The following is a 19625-nucleotide window of genomic DNA, read 5'->3' as shown; positions in this document are numbered from 1 at the left end:
TGATGGAGACGGATCAACGACGCTCGGGCTGCGCCCCCCGCGGCCTCGGTGAGCCCCCCGGGCCCGCCCCTCTAATGCGTCGGTCGTCTCGGGCGCACGCGGCGCCGACGGTGACGGCCGGTACCTGGCATCCCGCCGTTGCGGTACCGGTTGGAGCCATCATCCTCACGGCGGTCACGCCGAGTCAAGGGCTTTTGTCCGTTTTCTCCGATTTTCGGGGCGCAGCCGGACGGCCCGTCACTCGGCGAGGTCGATCGCCTCCGGCAGGTTGGCCTCGGCGATCCGGCGGGCGATCTCGCCGGGGCGCACCGGTCGGCCGAAGTGCCAGCCCTGCGCCCAGTCGCAGCCCATCAGCCGCAGCCGCTCGGCGTCGGCCCGGTTCTCCACGCCCTCGGCGGTCACGGTGAGCCCCAGGGTGTGCGCGAGCGAGACCAGACCGCTGACGATCCGCCATCCCAGGTGGGTGTCCTTGGCCGGGTCGTGCAGGTCGCCGACGAAGGAGCCGGCGATCTTCAGCCCGGAGACCGGCAGGTCGCGCAGGTAGGCGAGGTTCGACCAGCCGGTGCCGAAGTCGTCCACGGCGAGCGAGACGCCGAGGTCGACCAGGCCGTGCAGCGACTTCAGCGCCTCGTCCTCGGGCCCGACCACGGTGGACTCGGTGATCTCCAGCTGCAGCTTCCCCGGCTGCAGACCGCTCGTGCGCAGGATACGGTCGAGGTCGGCGACCAATCCGGCGTTGCGGGCCTGACGGACCGCCAGGTTGACGTTGAGCTGGGGGGCCCGGTCGCCGAACCGCCGGACCCAGTCGGCGGCCTGGCCGCAGGCCTGCTCCAGCACCCACCGGCCGAGCGGCATGATCAGCCCGGTCTCCTCGGCGGTGCCGACGAACTCCTCCGGTCCGAGCACCCCGAGCTGCGGGTGGCGCCAGCGCACCAGCGCCTCCACTGCGGCCAGCGAGCCGTCGGCGAGGTTGACCAGCGGCTGGTAGTCGATGAAGAACTCCCCGCGGTCCAGTGCGGAGGGCATGCGCACGGAGACGGCGTACCGGCTGACCGCGCGGGCGTTCTCCTTCGGGTCGAAGAGCGTCCAGCGCCCGCGGCCGGCCTCCTTGGCCCGATACAGCGTCAGGTCGGCGGCCCGGACGGCGGCGCCCGGGGTGGTGGTGGCGACCCTGCGCTCCAGCACGCCGACGCTGGCGCCGACCGCGAGCTTGTGGTCGCCGACGATGACCGGCTTGGCGAGGGCCGCGAGCACCGTCTTGGCGGCCGCCACGGCCTCCTGCTCGCCCCGGCAGTTCTCCAGCAGCACCACGAACTCGTCGCCGCCGAGCCGGGCCACCAGGTGCCCCAGCGGAGTGAGCGCGGCGTCCAGCCGGCTGGCCACGGCGGTGAGCAGCTGGTCGCCCATGTCGTGGCCGAGACTGTCGTTCACCACCTTGAACCCGTCGAGGTCCACGTAGCAGAGGCCGAACCTGGCGCCCGGCTCCGGGTCCTCGAAGAGCCGCTCCAGCCGCTCGAAGAACGCCGCCCGGTTGGGCAGCCCGGTGAGCGGGTCGTGGGTGGCCTGGTGGCGCAGCCGCTCCTGCAGGCGGTAGCGGTCGGTGATGTCCTCCAGCATCGCGACCTGGTACTTCGGCACGCCGTCCGCGTCGCGGATCAGCGAGACGGTCAGGTGCGTCCAGACCACCTCGCCGTCGTGCCGGTAGTACGGCTTGTCGACCTGGAAGTACTCCCGCTTGCCACTGATCAGGTCGCCGTACGCCTCCCAGACGCCCGGGGTGTCCTCGGGGTGGACGAGGTCGCCGACCCTGCGGCCGGCCATGTCCTCCGCGCCGACGCCGAAGATGTCGCCGATGGCCTTGTTGACCGCCAGGATGTTGCCCTCGACGTCACCGATGCCGATGCCGATCGCCGCGCTCTCGAACAGCGCGCGGAAGCGGGCCTCCGACTCGCGCAGCGCCCGCTCCACACCGTGCCGGGCGGTGTCGGCGGCCAGCCGGATCGACTCCTGCTCGCGCAGCGTGCGCTCGCGCAGCGCGGCCGCCCAGCCCGCGGCGAAGGCGCCGGAGAGCATCGGGCCGCAGCCGTTGGCGGCCGGCAGCCGGTGCAGGATCTCGACCGCCCTGGCCAGCACCTCGGGGTCCGTGAAGTGCGCGTCGACCAGCAGCGCGCCGGCCTGCCGGGCCGGGCCGGGGTCGAAGGGCCGGGAGCCGACGGCCCGGTCGAAGAGGCCGGCGGTGCGTTCGACGAGGCTGTCCAGCACCCGCGGGTGGACGGCGCCGCCGTGGCCTCCGCCGAGGAGCCGGGTCCACTCGTCGCGCAGGCCCTCGATGCTGCCGGATCCCGCCGGCAGCCCGTCGTTCACGGCAGTCGTCCGACGCCGGCCAGACCCGTCATCCGTTCGGGATGCGGGCCGACCGTCCCCGGTGCGTCGGGGTGCCACTCCGGCAGGTAGACCACGCCGGGCTCGACCGGCTCGAAGCCGTCGAAGAAGGCCGCGATGGAGTCCCGGCTGCGCATGGTCAGCGGGGTGGGGGTGCGCTTGTAGAGGTCCTGGTGCGACCCGGCCTGGTCGGGACGGCCCTCCAGGCCGGCGTGCGAGAGCACCAGGGCGCTTCCGGGCGGCAGCGCGTCGCGCAGGGCGGCGACCAGCTTGTGCGGGTCGTCGGAGTCGGGCACGAAGTGCAGGACGGCGACGAGCAGCAGGGCGACCGGCTCGCCCGCCGACAGCAGGTCGGCCACCTCGGGCCGGTCCAGCAGGTCGTCGGTGTTCCGCAGGTCGGCCTGGACGACGCTGCACGCCGCGTCGCCCTCCAGCAGCAGGCGGCTGTGCGCCACCGCGACCGGGTCGTTGTCGACGTACACCACGCGGGCGTCGGGTGCGACGGCCCGGGCGGCCTCGTGGACTGGGCCGAACGTGGGAATGCCGGAGCCGATGTCGAGGAACCGGGTGATGCCGGACTCGGCGAGGTACTGCACCGCACGGCGCAGGAAGGCCCGGTTGGCGCGCATGATCTGCGGGAGCTCCGGCCAGAGTTCGACCGCCTTGCGCGCCATCTGCCGGTCCGCCTCGAAGTTGTGCGAGCCGCCCAGGTAGTAGTCGTACATGCGGGCCGCGTTGGGCCTCTCGAGATCCGTTCCGGCGGGCACCCAGTTCGGTTGCCGCATGACGGCACCCCCTCCGGCTCAGGCATGAGACAACAACTCGACATGATTTTCCTATGATCTGATCTTCACTGCAAGCGGAACAGGAGTTCCCGGCTCCAGCGGTGGGCGCCCCGGATTCCTTACGCCGCGCGGTTCCTGACACGTTCGGCGGACAATGGTCGTGATGGCCGGACGCATCGAGGACTACGCCCTCATCGGTGACCTCCAGACCGCCGCCCTGGTGGGCCGGGACGGTTCGGTGGACTGGCTCTGCCTGCCGCGCTTCGACTCCCCCAGCTGCTTCGCCGGCCTGCTCGGCGACCGACAGCACGGCGCCTGGCGGCTCGCCCCTGCCGCCGTCGGCGGGTCCGTCGCCGGCGAGTGCACCCGCCGGCAGTACCTCGGCGACAGCCTCGTCCTGGAGTCGATCTGGGCCACCCCGGACGGCACCGTGCGGGTCGTCGACTTCATGCCGCACCGCGAACGCGTCCCCCAGCTCGTCCGGATCGTCGAAGGCGTCAACGGCACCGTCCCGATGCGCGGCGAACTGCGGCTGCGCTTCAACTACGGCCGCGTCCACCCCTGGGTGCGCCGCACCGAGCACCACCGGGTCGCCGTCGCCGGCCCCGACTCCGCCTGGCTCCGGGTGCCGCCCGGCGTGCACACCTACGGCCAGGACGGCTGCACCACCTCCGAGTTCACCGTCCGGGCGGGCGACCGGGTGCCCTTCGTGCTCACCTGGCAGCCCTCCCACCTGCACTCCACCCCGCGCTCCGACCCGGTGCAGTCGCTGGCCGGCACCCTCGACGGCTGGGAACACTGGGCGGCCGGCTGCCGCTACCGCGGCGAATGGCACCGAGCCGTCCTCCGTTCGCTGATCACCCTCAAGGCGCTCGCCTACGAGCCGACCGGCGGCATCGTCGCCGCCCCCACCGCCTCGCTGCCCGAGGACATCGGCGGCATCCGCAACTGGGACTACCGCTACTGCTGGCTGCGCGACTCCAGCATGACCCTCTCCGCGCTGCTGCGCGGCGGCTTCCGCGAGGAGGCGTCCGCCTGGCGCAAGTGGCTGCTGCGTGCCATCGCCGGCGACCCCGGCGACCTGCAGGCCGTCTACGGCGTCGCCGGCGAGCGGGGGCTGCCCGAGATCGAGGCCGACTGGCTGCCCGGGTACGACGGCTCGGTGCCGGTGCGGTTCGGCAACGTCGCCGTCCGCCAGCTCCAACTGGACGTCTACGGCGAGGTGGTGGACACCATGCACCTCGCCCTGCAGGCCGGCATTCCGATGGAGCGGCAGGTCTGGAGCCTGCTGCGGACACTGATGGCCTTCCTGGAGAAGCACTGGGCCGAACCCGACGAGGGCCTGTGGGAGGTGCGCGGCGCCCGGCGGCACTTCGTGCACTCCAAGGTGATGGCCTGGGTCGCCGCGGACCGCGCCCTGAAGATGGCCGAACTCACCGGCCTGCCCGCCCCGGTGGACCGCTGGCGGGAGATGCGCGACGCCGTGCACGCCGATGTGTGCGAGAACGGCGTCGACCGCCGCCGCGGCCTGTTCGTCCAGGACTACGGGAGCAGCGAGTTGGACGCCGCCTCGCTCTTCGTGGTGAAGAGCGGCTTCCTGTCGCCGGACGACCCGCGGGTGACCCGCACCGTGGAGGCCGTCCGCACCGAGCTGGACCACGGCGGACTGATCCGCCGCTACTCCACCTCCTCCGGCACCGACGGCCTGCCCGGCTCCGAAGGGGCCTTCCTCGCCTGCTCGTTCTGGCTGGCGGACGCTCTGGGCGCGATCGGCCGCGCCGCCGAGGCGCGCGAGCTGTTCGTCCGGCTGGTCTCGCTCGGCAACGACGTCGGACTGCTCGCCGAGGAGTGGGACCCGCTGGAGGGGCGCCAACTTGGCAACATGCCACAGGCGTTCAGCCATGTGGCACTGGTCAACTCGGCCTTCGAGCTGTCCGCCGCGGCAGCTTGAGCAGGCGGCAGGTCAGGGGCACTGGGGCACCACCCATGCAGAAGGGCGGCCGATCAGTTCGCGGTGCGGATCAGAGCGCGGTGCAGGTCAGCGTCGGGACGGCGTTGCTGCCGCCCGTGTTGCTCGCACCGAAGCCGAAGCCGGTGGAGCCGCCGGCCCCGAGGGCGCCGTTGTAGCCCGCGTTGGTGACGGTCACCGCCTGGCCGGTCTGGGTGTAGCTGCCGTTCCAGAGGTTGGAGATCTTCTGCTGGCCGCCGAAGGTCCAGGTGACCTTCCAGCCGTTGATCGCCGTGGTGCCGCTGTTGGTGACGGTGACGTCGGCGTTGAAGCCGGCGCCCCAGTCGCTGCTCACCTTGTAGGTGGCGGTGCAGCCGGAGCCGGTGCTGCCGCCGGAGGTGGTCACGGACAGGGCCGAGGAGGCCGCCGAGACGTTGCCGGCCGCGTCCTTCGCCTTGACCGTATAGCTGTACGCCGTGGAGGCGGTCAGACCGGTGTCGGTGAACGAGGCGGTCGCGGTCGAGCCGACCAGGGTGGTGCCGCGGTACACGTCGTACCCGGTGACACCGACGTTGTCGGTCGAGGCCGTCCAGGACAGCGAAACGCTGCTGGAGGTCTTCGTCGGCGAGGTCAGACCGGACGGGACGGTCGGGGCCTGGGTGTCGGTGGTGGTGCCGCCGACGGGCGGGTAGGCGTTCGCGAGCAGCTGCTGGAACTGCGCGGAGAACCAGGCGCCGGCGAGCGGCGAGTTCGGCAGGGCGCCGGACATGCTGTTGCCGTTGCGACCGTTACCCGTGTAGGTCGGGTCGCACATCCGGTCGAAGCCCTTGCCCTCGTCGTTCTGGATCACCTGGCTGGCGCCGTCCGACTCGCCCGGGGGCTTGGCCCACACGTAGGCGTCGATGCCCGTCGCGGGCGCGGTGGTCGGGCGCTCGCCGAGGCCGGCACCGCTCTGGTTGCACCAGTTGCCGGCGTGGATGCGGCGGTCGACCCGGCCGCCGTCGACGTAGGCGTCCACGGAGGTCAGCGGGCCCGGACCGGCCGGACGGGCGGTGCCGCCCCAGCCGTTGCGGGAGGTGTCGATCAGCATGCCGATGTTGCTGTTGAAGCCCTCGCCGGCCAGCTTGGTGCGCAGCGCCTGGGCGAAGGTCAGCTCGTCGACGTAGTAGTTCCAGTCGACCCACTTCGACTGGCGCACGGTGGTGCCGTTCACCGAGTCGGTGACCTTGAAGTTCGGCTCGGTCAGCGCGCTGTAGTTGGCGGTGTTGACGATGAAGCCGGCCACGTCGTTGACGGTGGCGCCGCCGGTGGTGGCAGCCTTCTTGAACTCGGTCGCGGCGGGGCCCATGTTGGAGTCCCAGCCGAGCCAGCCGTGGTGCGCGGCGTCGATGTAGTTGTAGACGTTCGGGATCGCACCGAGCGTGTGCAGGGCGTACCCGACACCGGCCTCGTAGTTGCCGTTCGCCTTCATGGTGGCGCACGCCTCGGTCGAACCGGCGGTGCCGCCCGCGTTGGTGACCAGGTTCGGCAGCGAGTCCGGCTCGATGACGTTGACGATGCGAATCCTGAATTACTGTGGGAGCGCTCCCCCTTGAGGCCGAGCCGCGGGCGCCCGCGGCATTCCGGCGGACACCGCCCGCCGCCCGGCCGCCTCTCGTAGCGTGGAGGGGCGGGGCCCGCCGGGGCCCGGACGGAGGGAGCGGGCGTGCCGGAGGTCTTCGACCGCAGCGGGACGGGCAGCATCAAATGGGCCCGCGCCGGGCAGGGCAGGATCGCCCTGGGCCTGGCCGACATGGACCTGCCCGGGCCCGCCGCGATCGGCGCCGCGCTGGCCGCCCGCGCCCGGCACCCCGCGTACGGCTACACGGCGGCCGACCCGGGCGCGCCGCAGCTGGTCGCCGACTGGTACCGCCGCCGGCACGGCACCGCGATCGACCCGGACTGGGTGCTCTGCCTGCCCTGCGGCCCGCGCACCGCGATGCGGCTGCTGCTCGACGCCGCCGCGCCGCGGATCCGCGGCCGGACGGCGGCCGCCACCGCACCGGAGTGGGGCGGCTTCGCCGGGCTGTGCGCCTCGGCCGGGCTGCCGTTCGAGGCCGTCCCGCCCGGGCACGCCGACGACTCCTACGGGCTGCCGCTGGACGGCTTCGCCGCGCTGCGCCCCGGCGTGCTGCTGGTGAGCAGCCCGCACAACCCGACCGGGCGGCTGCGGACGGCCGAGGAGATCCGCGGGCTGGCCGCACTCGCCGCCGCCGAGGGCGGCCTGCTGGTCTCCGACGAGGTGCACGGCGACCTCGTCCACCCCGACCACGGCCTGCGCCACCCCGTCGCAGTCGCCGTCGCCGACCCGGACGCCGCCGGGCACACCGTGACCGTCGGCTCGGTCGGCAAGACCTTCAACACCTCGGGCATCCCCAGCTGCTGGCTGCTCGTCCCGGACGCCGGGCTGCGCGCGCGGCTGTCCGAACAGGCCGCCGCCTTCGGGGTGTGGGCCGGCGGGCTGCTGGAGCAGACCGTCCAGCGGGCCGCGCTCACCGACGGCGGGCCGTGGCTGGACGGCCTGCTGCAGCACCTCGTCGAAGCCCGCGATCTCGCCCTCGACGCACTCGGCCCGGCCGTGCTCGTCCGCCCCCGGGCCTCCTACGTGATGTGGCTCGACGGGGCCGCACTCGGCCTGCCGTCCGAACGGGCGAGGGAGGCTGCGATGACGGAGCGTGACGTGGAGCTGGCGGACGGCGCCGACTTCGGCGCACCCCGACCCGGCCTGCTGCGGCTGAACTACGCCCTTCCGCTTCCGGTGCTGGAAATCGCACTGAGTCGGTTGGCATGCCGCTGACCGGCCCTGACCTGCGTGGGGCGGCGGCGATGTTTGCCACGTAGCAGACTGAGCAGGAACAACCGGGCCGCAGCCGCGTACCGAGGGATGGTGAGTCCGGTGATACCCGTCAGCCCGCAGCGCACCACCGACAACCAGAGTCAGGCACTGAGCGTGACGCCCCTGACCGAGGCGTCCGCCGAGACCCATCTGGCCGGCATATGTTTCAAGATCGGGCCGCCCGCCCTCGTCGGGGTGGAGGCGGAGTGGTTCGTCCACGACAGCCGATGTCCCGACGAACCGGTCGCCCCCGAGCGCACCTCGGCCGCCCTCGCGGCCCTCCCGCAGGACCCCGACGGCCCGCGATTCCCCGCAGGCTCCCGCTTCACCCGCGAACCCGGCGGCCAGGTCGAGCTCAGCTCCCGGCCCGCCGACTCCCCCGCCGCCTGCGCAGCCGACCTGCTGCGCGACCAGGCCGCGCTGCGGACCGCACTGGCCGCCGAGGGCCTGCGCCTCACCGGCAGCGGCACCGACCCGCTGGCCAGGACCCGCCGGATGCAGGCCGAACACCCCCGCTACCGGGCGATGCAGACCTTCTTCGACCGGGCCGGGCCCTGGGGCGAGATCATGATGACCGGCACCGCCTCCGTCCAGGTCTGCGTGGACGCCGGCACCGAGTCCGCCGTGGCCGGGCGCTGGCGGCTGGTCCACCGGCTCGGCCCCGTACTGGTCGCCGCCTTCGCCAACTCCCCCCTGCTGGACGGCCGTCCGACCGGTTTCCGGTCCAGCCGGCAGGTGGTGTGGTCCCGGATGGACCCCACCCGCACCCTCGCCCCGCCGCCCGACGGCGACCCCCGCGAGGCCTGGGCCCGGTACGTGCTGGACGCCCGGGTACTGTGCATCCGCCGCCCGGAGGGGCGGCCCTGGACGGCCCCGCCCGGTCTGACCTTCCGGCACTGGCTGCGCGGCGCCGGCGAACGGCCCGCCACCCTCGCCGACCTCGAGTACCACCGCACCACGCTCTTCCCGCCCGTCCGGCCGCGCGGCCACCTGGAACTGCGGATGATCGACGCCCAGCCCGGCGACGGCTGGCTCGTCCCGCTCGTCCTGGTCACCGCGCTGCTGGACGACCGGGCCGCCGCGGACGCCGCACTGGCCGCCCTGGAACCGCTGGACCACGACGGCGCCCTCCCGCCGCCGCGCTGCAGCCTCTGGCGGCGCGCGGCCACCCTCGCCACCGCCGACCCGGAACTGCGCCGGGCGGCGCTCGCCTGCTTCGCCGCCGCCGACCGGGCGCTCGCCCGCCGGCCGGAGGCCGCCGAGCTGCGCCGCGCCCTGAACGAGTACGCCGACCGCTACCCCGCCCGGGGCCGCTGCCCGGCCGACGACCAGCTGGAGGCCGTCCGGGCCGGCCGCCGCCCCGCCGTGGAGGAGGACGCACCGTGCTGAACGCCGACCGCACCGACCCCGCGGTCCTTCGCGAGGCGATCGCCGCCGAGCTGCAGACCGCCCGCGACCGCACCGCCGCACTCACCGACTGCGTCGACGACCGCGACCTCACCGCGCAGCACTCGCCGCTGATGTCGCCGCTGGTCTGGGACCTCGCGCACGTCGGCAACCAGGAGGAGCTGTGGCTGCTGCGCAACGTCGGCGGCCACGACCCGATGCACCCCGAGATCGACCCGCTCTACGACGCCTTCGAGCACTCCCGTGCCGAGCGGCCCGGCCTGCCGCTGCTGCCGCCGGACGAGGCCCGCCGCTACGCGCACGAGGTCCGCGGCCGGGTGTTCGACCTGCTGGAGGCCAGCCCGCTGGAGGGCGCGCCGCTGCTGGACGCGGGCTTCGCCTTCGGGATGATCGCCCAGCACGAGCAGCAGCACGACGAGACCATGCTGATCACGCACCAGCTGCGGCAGGGCGCGGCGGTGCTCGCCGCCCCTCCCCCGCCGGCCGCCGCCGACCGGCTGCCCGCCGAAGTCCTCGTCCCCGCCGGCCCGTTCATCATGGGCACGGACACCGAGCCGTGGGCGCTGGACAACGAGCGGCCCGCCCACCAGGTCGACCTGCCGGCCTTCCGGCTGGACACCGCGCCGGTCACCAACGCCGCCTACCAGGAGTTCATCGCCGACGGCGGCTACCTGGACCCGCGCTGGTGGACGGCCGAGGGCTGGACGCACCGGATGCAGGCCGGGCTGAGCGCGCCGCTGTTCTGGAGCCGGGACGGCGGGCAGTGGCTGCGCCGCCGCTTCGGCACCGTCGAGCCGGTGCCGCCGGACGAGCCGGTGCTGCACGTCAGCTGGTACGAGGCCGACGCCTACGCCCGCTGGGCCGGGCGGCGGCTGCCGACCGAGGCCGAGTGGGAGAAGGCCGCCCGGTACGACCCGGCCACCGAACGCTCCCGCCGCTACCCGTGGGGCGACCAGGAGCCCTCCGCCGAGCACGCCAACCTCGGCCAGCGGCACCTGCAGCCCGCCCCCGCGGGCAGCTACCCGGCCGGGGCCGCGCCCTGCGGCGCCCGGCAGCTGATCGGCGACGTGTGGGAGTGGACGGCGAGCGACTTCCTGCCGTACCCGGGCTTCACCGCGTGGCCGTACAAGGAGTACTCGGAGGTGTTCTTCGGCCCGGAGTACAAGGTGCTGCGCGGCGGCTCGTTCGCGGTGGCGCCGGTGGCCTGCCGCGGCACCTTCCGCAACTGGGACTACCCGGTGCGGCGGCAGATCTTCTCCGGCTTCCGCACCGCCCGTGACGCGGAGGACGCCTGATGTGCCGACACCTCGCCTACCTGGGCGGCGAACTCCCGCTGGGCGCCCTGCTGTTCGACCCGCCGTACGGGCTGGTCCGGCAGTCCTGGGCGCCCCGGCGGCAGCGGTACGGCACGGTGAACGCCGACGGCTTCGGCATCGGCTGGTACGCCGGCGGCGACGAGCGGCCCGCCCGCTACCGGCGGGCCGGCCCGATCTGGGCGGACGAGAACCTCGCCGACCTGGCCCGGGTGGTGCGCACCCGGGCGCTGCTGGCCGCCGTCCGCTCGGCCACCGCGGGGTGCGCGCCGGGCGAGGCGGCCGCCGCGCCGTTCGCCTCCGGGCGGCTGCTGTTCAGCCACAACGGCGCGCTGCCCGGCTGGCCGGAGCGATACGGGCCGCTCGCCGCGACCCTGCCGCCGGCGGACCTGATGGCACTGGAGGCGCGCAGCGACTCGGCCCTGCTGTTCGCGCTGCTGCTGGCCCGGCTGCGGACGGGCGCCGAGCTCGGCGAGGCCGTCGCGGACACCGTCCGGGAGGCCGCCAAGTACGGCGACGGCCGGCTCAACCTGCTCGTCACCGACGGTACTTCGATCGCCGCGACGGCCTGGGGCGACACCCTCTTCCACCGCTCGGGGCCGGGCACGGTGGTCGCCTCCGAGCCGTACGACGACGTACCCGGCTGGGTCGAGGTCCCCGACCGGACGCTGCTGCTGGCCGGGCCGGCGGGTGTGACCCTGCACCCGGTCGACCGGCCCTGGTCCGACATCGGCGGCCCCGCACCCGAGAACGACGAGCCCGCATCCGAGAACGACCGACCCGCACGAGGTATCAGCCGCCCGACGCGGAAGAGCGACGGCCCGACGCGAGAGGACGACTCGCCGTGAGCACCTTCGACCTGACCCGCCTGCTGCCCGCCGACCACTTCAGCCACGCGCTACGGCACGACGTGCAGCGGGGCCTGACCGCGAGTCCCAAGTGGCTGCCGCCGAAGTGGTTCTACGACGCGCGGGGCAGCGAGCTGTTCGAGGAGATCACCCGGCTGCCCGAGTACTACCCGACCCGGGCCGAGCGGGAGATCCTCACCGAACGGGCCCCCGAGATCGCCGCGCTGACCCGGGCCCGCACCCTGGTGGAGCTGGGCTCCGGCTCGTCCGAGAAGACCCGGCTGCTGCTGGACGCGCTGATCGGGCTCGGCGGCCTGGAGGCGTACGTGCCGGTGGACGTCAGCGAGAGCGCGCTGGAGGCGGCGGGCGCGGCGCTGGCCGTCGACTACCCGGGCACCGACGTGCACGCGGTGCTCTCCGACTTCACCCAGGGGCTGGGCCTGCCGCCCGGCGGCGGGCCCCGGCTGGTGGCCTTCCTCGGCGGCACGCTCGGCAACTTCGTGCCCGCCGAGCGGGCCGGCTTCCTGCGCACGCTGCGGGCCGCACTGGAGCCGGGCGACGCGCTGCTGCTGGGCACCGACCTGGTGAAGGACCCGGCGGTGCTGGTCGCCGCGTACGACGACTCCGCCGGGGTGACCGCCGAGTTCAACAAGAACGTGCTGAACGTCCTCGACCGGGAGCTGGACGCCGACTTCGACCCGGACGCCTTCGAGCACGTGGCGCTCTGGGACACCGAGCAGGAGTGGATCGAGATGCGGCTGCGCTCGGTGCGCGACCAGACGGTGAAGATCCCGGTGCTCGACCTGCCGGTGCACTTCGACGCCGGTGAGGAGCTCCGCACCGAGGTCTCCGCGAAGTTCCGCCGCGAGCGGGTGGCGGACGAGCTGTCGGCGGCCGGGATGCGGCTGACGCACTGGTGGACGGACGCCGCGGGACGGTTCGGGCTGTCGCTCTCGGAGCCCGTCTGAATCATCATACAATTCATCTCTTGAACGTTTGGCCGGCTCGGTTTGTCCCATTGTCCGCATAATGCGTACATGTGATGAACAGGCCGAGGGTACGATCCTGACGCCTCCCTCAATGTCGAGTACACAGGAGTCAGAGATCGTGAGCGTCACCCAACAGCCCGTAGCGGCTCGCGGCCAGGCCCCCGACCGGCTGGGGTTCGTCGTCTTCATCGCGGCCGCGGCCGCGCTCGGCGGTTTCCTGTTCGGCTACGACAGCTCGGTGATCAACGGCGCCGTCTCCGGCATCCAGGGCAGGTTCGGGATCGGGGACGGCGTCACCGGGCTCATCGTGTCCTCCGCCCTGCTCGGCTCCGCCCTGGGGGCGGCCCTGGCCGGCCGGTTCGCCGACCGCTACGGCCGCATCCGGGTGATGAAGGCCGCGGCCGTGCTCTTCGCGATCAGCGCCGTCGGCTCCATGCTGCCGTTCTCCGCCTGGGACCTCGCCGCCTGGCGCGTCCTCGGCGGCGCCGCCATCGGCATCGCCTCGGTGATCGCCCCGACCTACATCGCCGAGGTCGCGCCGACCGAGTACCGCGGCCGGCTCGCCTCCTTCCAGCAGGCCGCCATCGTGCTCGGCATCGCCGTGTCGCAGCTGGTGAACTGGGTGCTCGCCGAGGCCGCCGACGGCGACACCCGCGGCAGCCTGCTCGGTCTGGAGGCCTGGCAGTGGATGCTCGGCATCTGCGTGCTGCCCGCCGTGCTCTACTTCGTGATGTCCGCTGCGATCCCCGAGTCCCCGCGCTACCTGATCTCCGCCGGCCGGCTGGACGAGGCGCGCACCGTGCTGCGCCAGGTCGAGGGCGACGGGACGGACACCGACGCCCGGATCGCCGAGATCCGCGGGCTGATCGCCGCCGACCACCGGCCGCGCTTCCGCGACCTGCTCGGCGGCCGCCTCGGCCTGCTGCCGATCGTCTGGGTCGGCATCGGGCTCTCGGTGTTCCAGCAGCTCGTCGGCATCAACGTGATCTTCTACTACTCGTCGATCCTCTGGCAGTCGGTCGGCATCGACCAGAGCGACTCGCTGCTGATCAGCTTCGTCGGCTCGGTGATCAACATCGCCGGTACCGCGATCGCCGTCCTCCTCGTCGACCGGATCGGCCGCAAGCCGCTCGCGCTGATCGGCTCGGCCGGCATGGCGCTCTCGCTCGGCGCGGCGGCCTGGGCGTTCTCCTCGGCCACCGGCACCGGCGACGACGTCACCCTGCCCGACCTGCAGGGCACGGTGGCACTCGTCGCGGCCAACCTCTTCGTGCTGTTCTTCGCGCTCTCCTGGGGCGTGGTGGTCTGGGTGATGCTCGGCGAGATGTTCCCCAACCGCATCCGCGCCGCCGCACTGTCGGTCGCCGCCTCCGCCCAGTGGGTCGCGAACTGGGCGATCACCGTCAGCTTCCCGGCGATGTCCCGGTGGAACCTCTCCGCCACCTACGCGGTCTACGCCGCCTTCGCGCTCGGCTCGATGCTCTTCGTGGCCCGCTTCATGAAGGAGACCAAGGGCGTCCGCCTGGAGGACATGGGCTGACCGCCGCCGGGGAGCGGTGAGCCGCAGGGGCCCCTGAGGGCTTGCGTAATTCGGTGGTGGGGTGGGTGAGGGGTCGTCACAATGCGCGGGTGGATCAGAGCGTGCGGCGCAGTGTGACGGCAGTGGTGACCTTCGGCGGGGAGCGGTTGGGGGAGGTCGGGCCGTTTCCGGTGGACCATCCGCGATGGCAGGAGGTCGGGCCGGTCGCGCGGGGGCTGGAGCAGCGGCTGGGGGTGCCGGTGCTGGTGCTGCGGCTGGTGTCCGTCGAGGGCGGGGAGGCCGGGCGGGGCGGGCACGTGGTGTACCACGCGGAGGCGCTGCGCCGCCCGGAGGCCGTACTGGAGGAGGGGAGCGTCCGGCTGGACGAGGACCCGCTGCGGGCCGCCTGGGCCACCGCGGACGGTCTGCGGGCGGCTTTGGCCTGGGCCGAGGAGGCGCTCCGCGGCTGCGGCCGCCCGGCGACCGGCCCGGCCGAGCAGGTGAAGACCTGGAACCTGTCGGGCCTGGTCCGCATCCCCACCGCGGACGGGCCGGCCTGGCTGAAGACCACGCCACCGTTCGGCACCGACGAGCACCGGCCGATCGCCCTGGTCGCCTCGGTGGACCCGGCCCTGGTGCCGGGGGTGATCGCCGCGGCGCCCGGCCGCCTGCTGCTGGAGCACGTACCGGGCGTGGACTGCTGGGGACTGCCCGAGGACGCCATGCTGGACGCGGTCGGGCGCACGGTCGCCGTACAGGCCGGGCTGGCCGCGGCACTGGCCGCCGACCCTGCGTCGCACGGGCTGCGCGACCGCTCGCCGCGGCGGGTGCTGGCGCAGGCCCGGGAGCTGCTCCCCCGGCTGGACGACCTGTCGGCGGAGGAGCACGGGCGGGCCCGGGCGCTGCTGGACGGCCTGCCCGCGGCGATCGACGAGCTGGACGCCTGCGGGCTGCCGCTCACCCTGGTGCACGGCGACTTCCACCCGGGCAACTACCGCTCGGACGGCTGCGCCACCGTGCTGGTCGACTTCTCGGACGCCTTCTTCGGGCATCCGGCCTTCGACGGGCTGCGGCCGCAGGACTTCCTGGGCGAGCAGCGCTGGGCGGACGTCCGGACGGTGTGGGCCGCCGCCTGGTCGGCGGCGGCCCCCGGTTCGGACCCGCTGCGGGCCCTGGAGCTCGCGGCACCGCTGATGCACCTGGGGTACGCGGTGCGGTACCAGGAGTTCCTGGACGGCATCGAGCGCAGCGAGCGGATCTACCACGAGGGCGATCCGGCCTCCGAGGTGCGGGCCGCGCTGGCGGCGGCCGCGGGCCTCGGGACCGACCGGAGACAGGGAGCGCCGATCGGTCTCAGCGCCCCGGGCCGTTGAACAGCCGACAGACGAAGTCCTCCTGGACGGCCCGCAGTTGTGCGAGCAGCACGCCGGTCAGGGCGGGGGCGGCGGCGAGCACCGAGCGGGCCGGGTGCGGCGGCCGCGGGCCTGGCGGGGTCGTGGCTGCACGGCGATGCCTCCGGATGGGGCGGCGAGGGGACAACCCCCGGGAATCACCGTCCGGCGGCTCCGGCAAACGCCCCCGGCCCGGGTGCGACCCATCGGGGTGCGGCTCAGCCGGCTGCCGCGGGGTGGCGCAGGGCGAGGCCGTCGAGCAGGGCCTCCAGGCCGGTCTCGAAGGCGCCCTCGTCGATGGAGCGGCGGTGTTCGGCGAGCAGGTGGGCCTCGCCGAGGTGCGGGTAGTCGGCGGCATAGACGGCGGCGTCCTCGGGGAAGCCGCCGGCGAAGGAGCCGAGCGCGGAGCCGGTGATGAAGTAGCGCATCAGGGCGCCGATCCGGGTGGCCTGGCCGCGGGGCCAGCCGGCGTCGACGAGGCAGCCGAAGACGGCGTCGGCGAGGCGCAGCGCGTTGGGGCGGCGGCCGGGGCCCTGGGCGAGGACGGGGACGACGTTGGGGTGGGCGGCGAGGGCGGCGCGGTAGGAGCGGGCCCAGTCGCGGAGGGCCGCGCGCCAGTCGTCCGGCGCGTCGAACATCGAGAGGTCGACCTCGCCCATCACGCTGTCGACCACGGCGTCGAGGAGGTCGTCCTTGGTGGCGAAGTGGTTGTAGAGGGAGGGCCCGCTGACGGAGAGCTCGGTGGCGAGGCGCCGGGTGGAGAGCGCGTCCAGGCCGTCGGCGTCGACCAGGGCGAGTGCGGCGGCGACGATCCGCTCGCGGCTGAGCAGCGGGGTGCGTGGGCGGGCCATGCGGTCGCGGCCTCCGATCGGGTGGGGTGTCGCACATTCTTGCAGGCGGCCCCTTCCGCGGGCGGGGCGGTGGGGGCTACAGTCCCATTAAAACTTGCACTGCTAGTTTATGGAGCATCCGCCGCCATGAATCTCGAGCTGTCCGAGGAGCAGGCCGCCGTCCGCGACCTCGCCGCGGCCTTCACCGACCGCGAGATAGTCCCGCACGCAGCCGCCTGGGACCGCGCCGAGTCCGTCGACCCCGGCATCGTCGGCAAACTCGGCAAGCTCGGACTCCTCGGCCTGACGATCCCCGAGGAGTACGGCGGCAGCGGCGGCGACCACCTGGCGTACTGCCTGGTGCTGGAGGAGCTCGGCCGCGGCGACTCCGCGGTGCGCGGCATCGTCTCCGTCTCACTCGGCCTGGTCGCCAAGTCGGTCGCCGGGTACGGCACCGAGGAGCAGAAGCGGGAGTGGCTGCCCCGGCTCACTTCCGGCGAGGCGCTCGGCTGCTTCGCGCTCACCGAGCCCGGGACCGGCTCCGACGCGGCCAACCTGACCACCCGGGCCGTCCGCGACGGCGGGGACTGGCTGATCAGCGGCAGCAAGATGTTCATCACCAACGGCACCTGGGCCGAGGTCGCCCTGGTGTTCGCCCGCACCGGCGAGCCGGGCCACCGCGGCATCACCGCCTTCCTGGTGGAGACCGGCCTACCCGGCTTCGAGCGGCGCACGATCCACGGCAAGCTCGGGCTGCGCGGCCAGGCCACCGCCGAACTCGTCCTGGACGGCGTCCGGGTGCCCGACAGCGCCCGGCTCGGCGCCGAGGGCGCCGGCTTCAAGATCGCGATGTCCGCCCTGGCCAAGGGCCGGATGTCGGTCGCCGCAGGCTGCGTCGGCATCGCCCGGGCCTGCCTGGAGGCCGCGGTGAAGTACGCCGGCGAGCGCGAGCAGTTCGGCAAGCCGATCGCCTCCCACCAGCTGGTGCAGGAGCTGCTCGCCGACATCGCCGTCGACGTCGAGGCCTCCCGGCTGCTCACCTGGAAGGTCGCCGACCTGATCGAGCGCGGTCTGCCCTTCGCCACCGAGTCCTCCACCGCCAAGCTGTACGCCAGCGAGGCGGCCGTGCGCGCCGCCAACAACGCCCTGCAGGTCTTCGGCGGGTACGGGTTCATCGACGAGTACCCGGTCGGCAAGTACCTGCGCGACGCGCGCGTCATGACCCTCTACGAGGGCACCAGCCAGATCCACAAGCTGCTGATCGGGCGATCCCTGACCGGCATCAACGCGTTCTAGAACCCACCAGAACAGGAGCCCGACGAAGTGCGTCCCGTCTACTTCGCCGCTGCCCGCCGCACCCCGATCGGGCGGCTGCGCGGCGCGCTGTCCACCGTCCGGCCCGACGACCTGTCGGCCGCCGTCCTCTCCGGTCTGCTGGCCGACGTGCCGCAGCTCGACCCCGCCCTCATCGACGACGTCTACTGGGGCGCCGCCAACCAGGCCGGCGAGGACAACCGCAACGCCGCCCGGATGGCCGTGCTGCTCGCCGGGCTGCCCGACAGCATCCCCGGCGCCACCGTCAACCGGCTGTGCGCCTCCGGCATGGAGGCCGTCACCGCCGCCGCCCGGACGATCGGCTCCGGCGAGGCCGAGGTCGTCGTCGCCGGCGGCTGCGAGTCGATGACCCGCGCCCCCTTCGTGCTGCCCCGCCCCGACGAGGCGATGCCGCACCGGATGGAGACCTTCGACACCCGGCTCGGCTGGCGGCTCACCAACCCGCGGATGAAGGAGCTGCACGGCGTCCTCTCCATGGGCGAGACCGCCGAGGAGGTCGCCGCACGCTTCGGCGTCACCCGCGAGCAGCAGGACGCCTTCGCGCTGCGCAGCCACCAGCGGGCCGCCGCCGCCCGCAAGGACGGCCACTTCGACGCCGAGCTGCTGCCCGTCGTCCGGCCCGACGGGGTCACCGTCACCGCCGACGAGTCGATCCGCGAGGACACCACCCTCGAGAAGCTGGCCCGCCTCAAGCCGGTCTTCCGGACCGACGGCACCGTCACCGCCGGCAACGCCTCGCCGATGAACGACGGCGCCGCCGCCCTGCTGCTGGTCTCCGAGGAAGCACTGGGCCGGCTCGGCCTGGAGCCGCTCGGCCGCTACGTAGCGGGCGCCTCGGCCGGCGTCCACCCGGACGTCATGGGCATCGGCCCCGTCCCCGCGACCCGCAAGGTGCTCGCCCGGGCCGGCTGGCAGGTCGGCGACGTCGAGGAGGCCGAGTTCAACGAGGCCTTCGCCGCCCAGGCCCTCGCCTGCGTCAACGAGCTCGGCTTCGACCACGACCTGGTCAACCCGAGCGGCGGAGCCATCGCGCTCGGCCACCCGCTGGGCGGCTCCGGCGCCCGCATCCTCACCACCCTGCTGCACCGGATGCGCCGGACCGGCGCCCGGCGCGGCCTGGCCACCATGTGCGTCGGTGTCGGACAGGGCACCGCCGTACTCGTCGAGAAGAACTGAGGGCAGATCAGATGACGCGATTCGCAGGCAAGGTCGCCGTGGTGACCGGCGCCGCCCAGGGCATCGGCGCGGCCACCGCCGCCCGGCTCGCCGAGGAGGGCGCGGCCGTGGCCGTCGTCGACCTCACCGCCGAGCGGGCGCAGGCCACCGCCGACGCCATCACCGCCAAGGGCGGCACCGCCCGCGCGTACGGCTGCGACGTGGCCGACTACGACGCGGTGGAGGCGGTGTTCGCGCAGATCGTCGAGGACCTGGGCGCGCTGCACATCCTGATCAACAACGCCGGCATCACCCGGGACAACCTGTTCTTCAAGATGGCGAAGAGCGACTGGGACGCCGTCCTCACCGTCAACCTCACCAGCGCCTACAACTGCAGCCACGTGGCGCAGAAGTACATGGTGAAGCAGAAGTACGGCAAGATCGTCTCGCTGAGCTCGCGCTCCGCGCTCGGCAACCGCGGGCAGGCCAACTACGCCGCCGCCAAGGCCGGCATCCAGGGCCTCACCGCCACCCTGGCGATCGAGCTCGGCCCGTTCAACATCAACGTCAACGCGGTCGCCCCCGGCTACATCGCCACCGCGATGACCGCCGCCACCGCCGAGCGGGTCGGCTCCAGCGCCGAGGACCACCAGGCGCTGGCCGCCGAGCGCACCCCGCTGCGCCGGGTCGGGCAGCCGGAGGAGGTCGCCTCGGTGGTGGCCTTCCTGGCCAGCGAGGACGCCTCGTACGTGAGCGGGCAGACGCTGTACATCAACGGCGGCGCCCGCTGACCCCGCCCGCGGGCGGGTGATCCCCGCGCCCCTTGTGAGTGCCTCGTAGGGGCGCGG

14 protein-coding genes and 1 pseudogene are annotated in these 19625 nt (G+C 73.6%); 11 read left to right on the top strand and 4 right to left on the bottom strand.

What is annotated here, in order from left to right; genetic code table 11:
• Positions 1-237: 237 nt before the first annotated feature.
• Both AB0M03_RS06430 and AB0M03_RS06425 read right to left on the bottom strand, forming a co-directional pair.
• Entirely contained in the window at positions 238-2364 is a 2127-nt protein-coding gene (locus AB0M03_RS06430; RefSeq protein ID WP_363489054.1) for an EAL domain-containing protein, read from the bottom strand.
• On the bottom strand, positions 2361-3167 hold the full coding sequence (locus AB0M03_RS06425; RefSeq protein WP_363489052.1) for an SAM-dependent methyltransferase: 807 nt from the start codon (positions 3165-3167) through the stop codon (positions 2361-2363). Before AB0M03_RS06425 ends, AB0M03_RS06430 begins: the two co-directional genes overlap by 4 nt.
• 163 nt (positions 3168-3330) lie before the next feature.
• Here AB0M03_RS06425 and AB0M03_RS06420 point away from each other — a divergent pair, with 163 nt between their 5' ends.
• Positions 3331-5118 carry a glycoside hydrolase family 15 protein gene (locus tag AB0M03_RS06420; protein ID WP_363489050.1) on the top strand — a complete coding sequence of 596 codons (1788 nt, stop codon included), beginning with the start codon at positions 3331-3333 and terminating at the stop codon, positions 5116-5118.
• 70 nt (positions 5119-5188) lie between these two features.
• Here the strand turns inward: AB0M03_RS06420 and AB0M03_RS06415 are convergent.
• A pseudogene (locus AB0M03_RS06415) lies at positions 5189-6679 on the bottom strand (glycoside hydrolase family 6 protein); the annotation flags it as partial.
• A 141-nt stretch (positions 6680-6820) separates the two neighbouring features.
• Between AB0M03_RS06415 and AB0M03_RS06410 the strand changes: the two are divergent.
• From AB0M03_RS06410 to AB0M03_RS06380, 7 genes are all read left to right on the top strand, one after another.
• Positions 6821-7951, top strand: coding sequence for an aminotransferase class I/II-fold pyridoxal phosphate-dependent enzyme (locus AB0M03_RS06410; RefSeq protein WP_363489048.1), 1131 nt, complete (start codon positions 6821-6823; stop codon positions 7949-7951).
• Between the two features lie 99 nt (positions 7952-8050).
• Positions 8051-9379 (top strand): ergothioneine biosynthesis glutamate--cysteine ligase EgtA, encoded by a 1329-nt coding sequence (gene egtA / locus AB0M03_RS06405; RefSeq protein ID WP_363489046.1) that lies wholly within the window; start codon positions 8051-8053, stop codon positions 9377-9379.
• Positions 9376-10692, top strand: coding sequence for an ergothioneine biosynthesis protein EgtB (egtB, locus tag AB0M03_RS06400; RefSeq protein ID WP_363489178.1), 1317 nt, complete (start codon positions 9376-9378; stop codon positions 10690-10692). Before egtA ends, egtB begins: the two co-directional genes overlap by 4 nt.
• Positions 10692-11558, top strand: a complete 867-nt coding sequence (gene egtC, locus AB0M03_RS06395; RefSeq protein ID WP_363489044.1) for an ergothioneine biosynthesis protein EgtC — start codon at positions 10692-10694, stop codon at positions 11556-11558. Before egtB ends, egtC begins: the two co-directional genes overlap by 1 nt.
• On the top strand, positions 11555-12526 hold the full coding sequence (gene egtD, locus AB0M03_RS06390; protein WP_363489042.1) for an L-histidine N(alpha)-methyltransferase: 972 nt from the start codon (positions 11555-11557) through the stop codon (positions 12524-12526). The genes egtC and egtD overlap by 4 nt, the downstream gene beginning before the upstream one ends.
• Positions 12527-12665: 139 nt before the next feature.
• Positions 12666-14087, top strand: coding sequence for a sugar porter family MFS transporter (locus AB0M03_RS06385; protein ID WP_363489040.1), 1422 nt, complete (start codon positions 12666-12668; stop codon positions 14085-14087).
• A gap of 89 nt (positions 14088-14176) precedes the next feature.
• Entirely contained in the window at positions 14177-15439 is a 1263-nt protein-coding gene (locus AB0M03_RS06380) for an aminoglycoside phosphotransferase family protein (protein ID WP_363489038.1), read from the top strand.
• Between the two features lie 236 nt (positions 15440-15675).
• Here AB0M03_RS06380 and AB0M03_RS06375 read toward each other — a convergent pair whose 3' ends face one another.
• Entirely contained in the window at positions 15676-16308 is a 633-nt protein-coding gene (locus AB0M03_RS06375) for a TetR/AcrR family transcriptional regulator (protein WP_363489036.1), read from the bottom strand.
• 126 nt (positions 16309-16434) lie between these two features.
• Here AB0M03_RS06375 and AB0M03_RS06370 point away from each other — a divergent pair, with 126 nt between their 5' ends.
• The 3 genes from AB0M03_RS06370 to fabG are packed head-to-tail and all read left to right on the top strand — an operon-like array spanning position 16435 to position 19568.
• Entirely contained in the window at positions 16435-17583 is a 1149-nt protein-coding gene (locus AB0M03_RS06370) for an acyl-CoA dehydrogenase family protein (protein WP_363489034.1), read from the top strand.
• Between the two features lie 27 nt (positions 17584-17610).
• Positions 17611-18798 (top strand): acetyl-CoA C-acyltransferase, encoded by a 1188-nt coding sequence (locus AB0M03_RS06365; protein ID WP_363489032.1) that lies wholly within the window; start codon positions 17611-17613, stop codon positions 18796-18798.
• 11 nt (positions 18799-18809) lie between these two features.
• Positions 18810-19568: a 3-oxoacyl-ACP reductase FabG gene (gene fabG, locus AB0M03_RS06360; protein ID WP_363489030.1), complete on the top strand. Its 759-nt coding sequence runs from the start codon at positions 18810-18812 to the stop codon at positions 19566-19568.
• The last annotated feature ends 57 nt before the right edge of the window (positions 19569-19625 follow it).

The organism is Kitasatospora sp. NPDC051914 (genome assembly GCF_040680995.1).
Taxonomy (GTDB): Bacteria; Actinomycetota; Actinomycetes; order Streptomycetales; family Streptomycetaceae; genus Kitasatospora.
Note: the sequence above shows the minus strand (reverse complement) of the source record. Positions and strands in the feature narration are given on the sequence as shown.

Excerpts from the sequence above, each read along its gene's own strand:
- egtC (WP_363489044.1), top strand. The coding sequence starts at position 10,692 with ATGTGCCGACACCTCGCCTACCTGGGCGGCGAACTCCCGCTGGGCGCC.
- AB0M03_RS06420 (WP_363489050.1), top strand. The coding sequence starts at position 3,331 with ATGGCCGGACGCATCGAGGACTACGCCCTCATCGGTGACCTCCAGACC.
- AB0M03_RS06425 (WP_363489052.1), bottom strand. The coding sequence starts at position 3,167 with ATGCGGCAACCGAACTGGGTGCCCGCCGGAACGGATCTCGAGAGGCCC.
- AB0M03_RS06375 (WP_363489036.1), bottom strand. The coding sequence starts at position 16,308 with ATGGCCCGCCCACGCACCCCGCTGCTCAGCCGCGAGCGGATCGTCGCC.
- AB0M03_RS06370 (WP_363489034.1), top strand. The coding sequence starts at position 16,435 with ATGAATCTCGAGCTGTCCGAGGAGCAGGCCGCCGTCCGCGACCTCGCC.
- fabG (WP_363489030.1), top strand. The coding sequence starts at position 18,810 with ATGACGCGATTCGCAGGCAAGGTCGCCGTGGTGACCGGCGCCGCCCAG.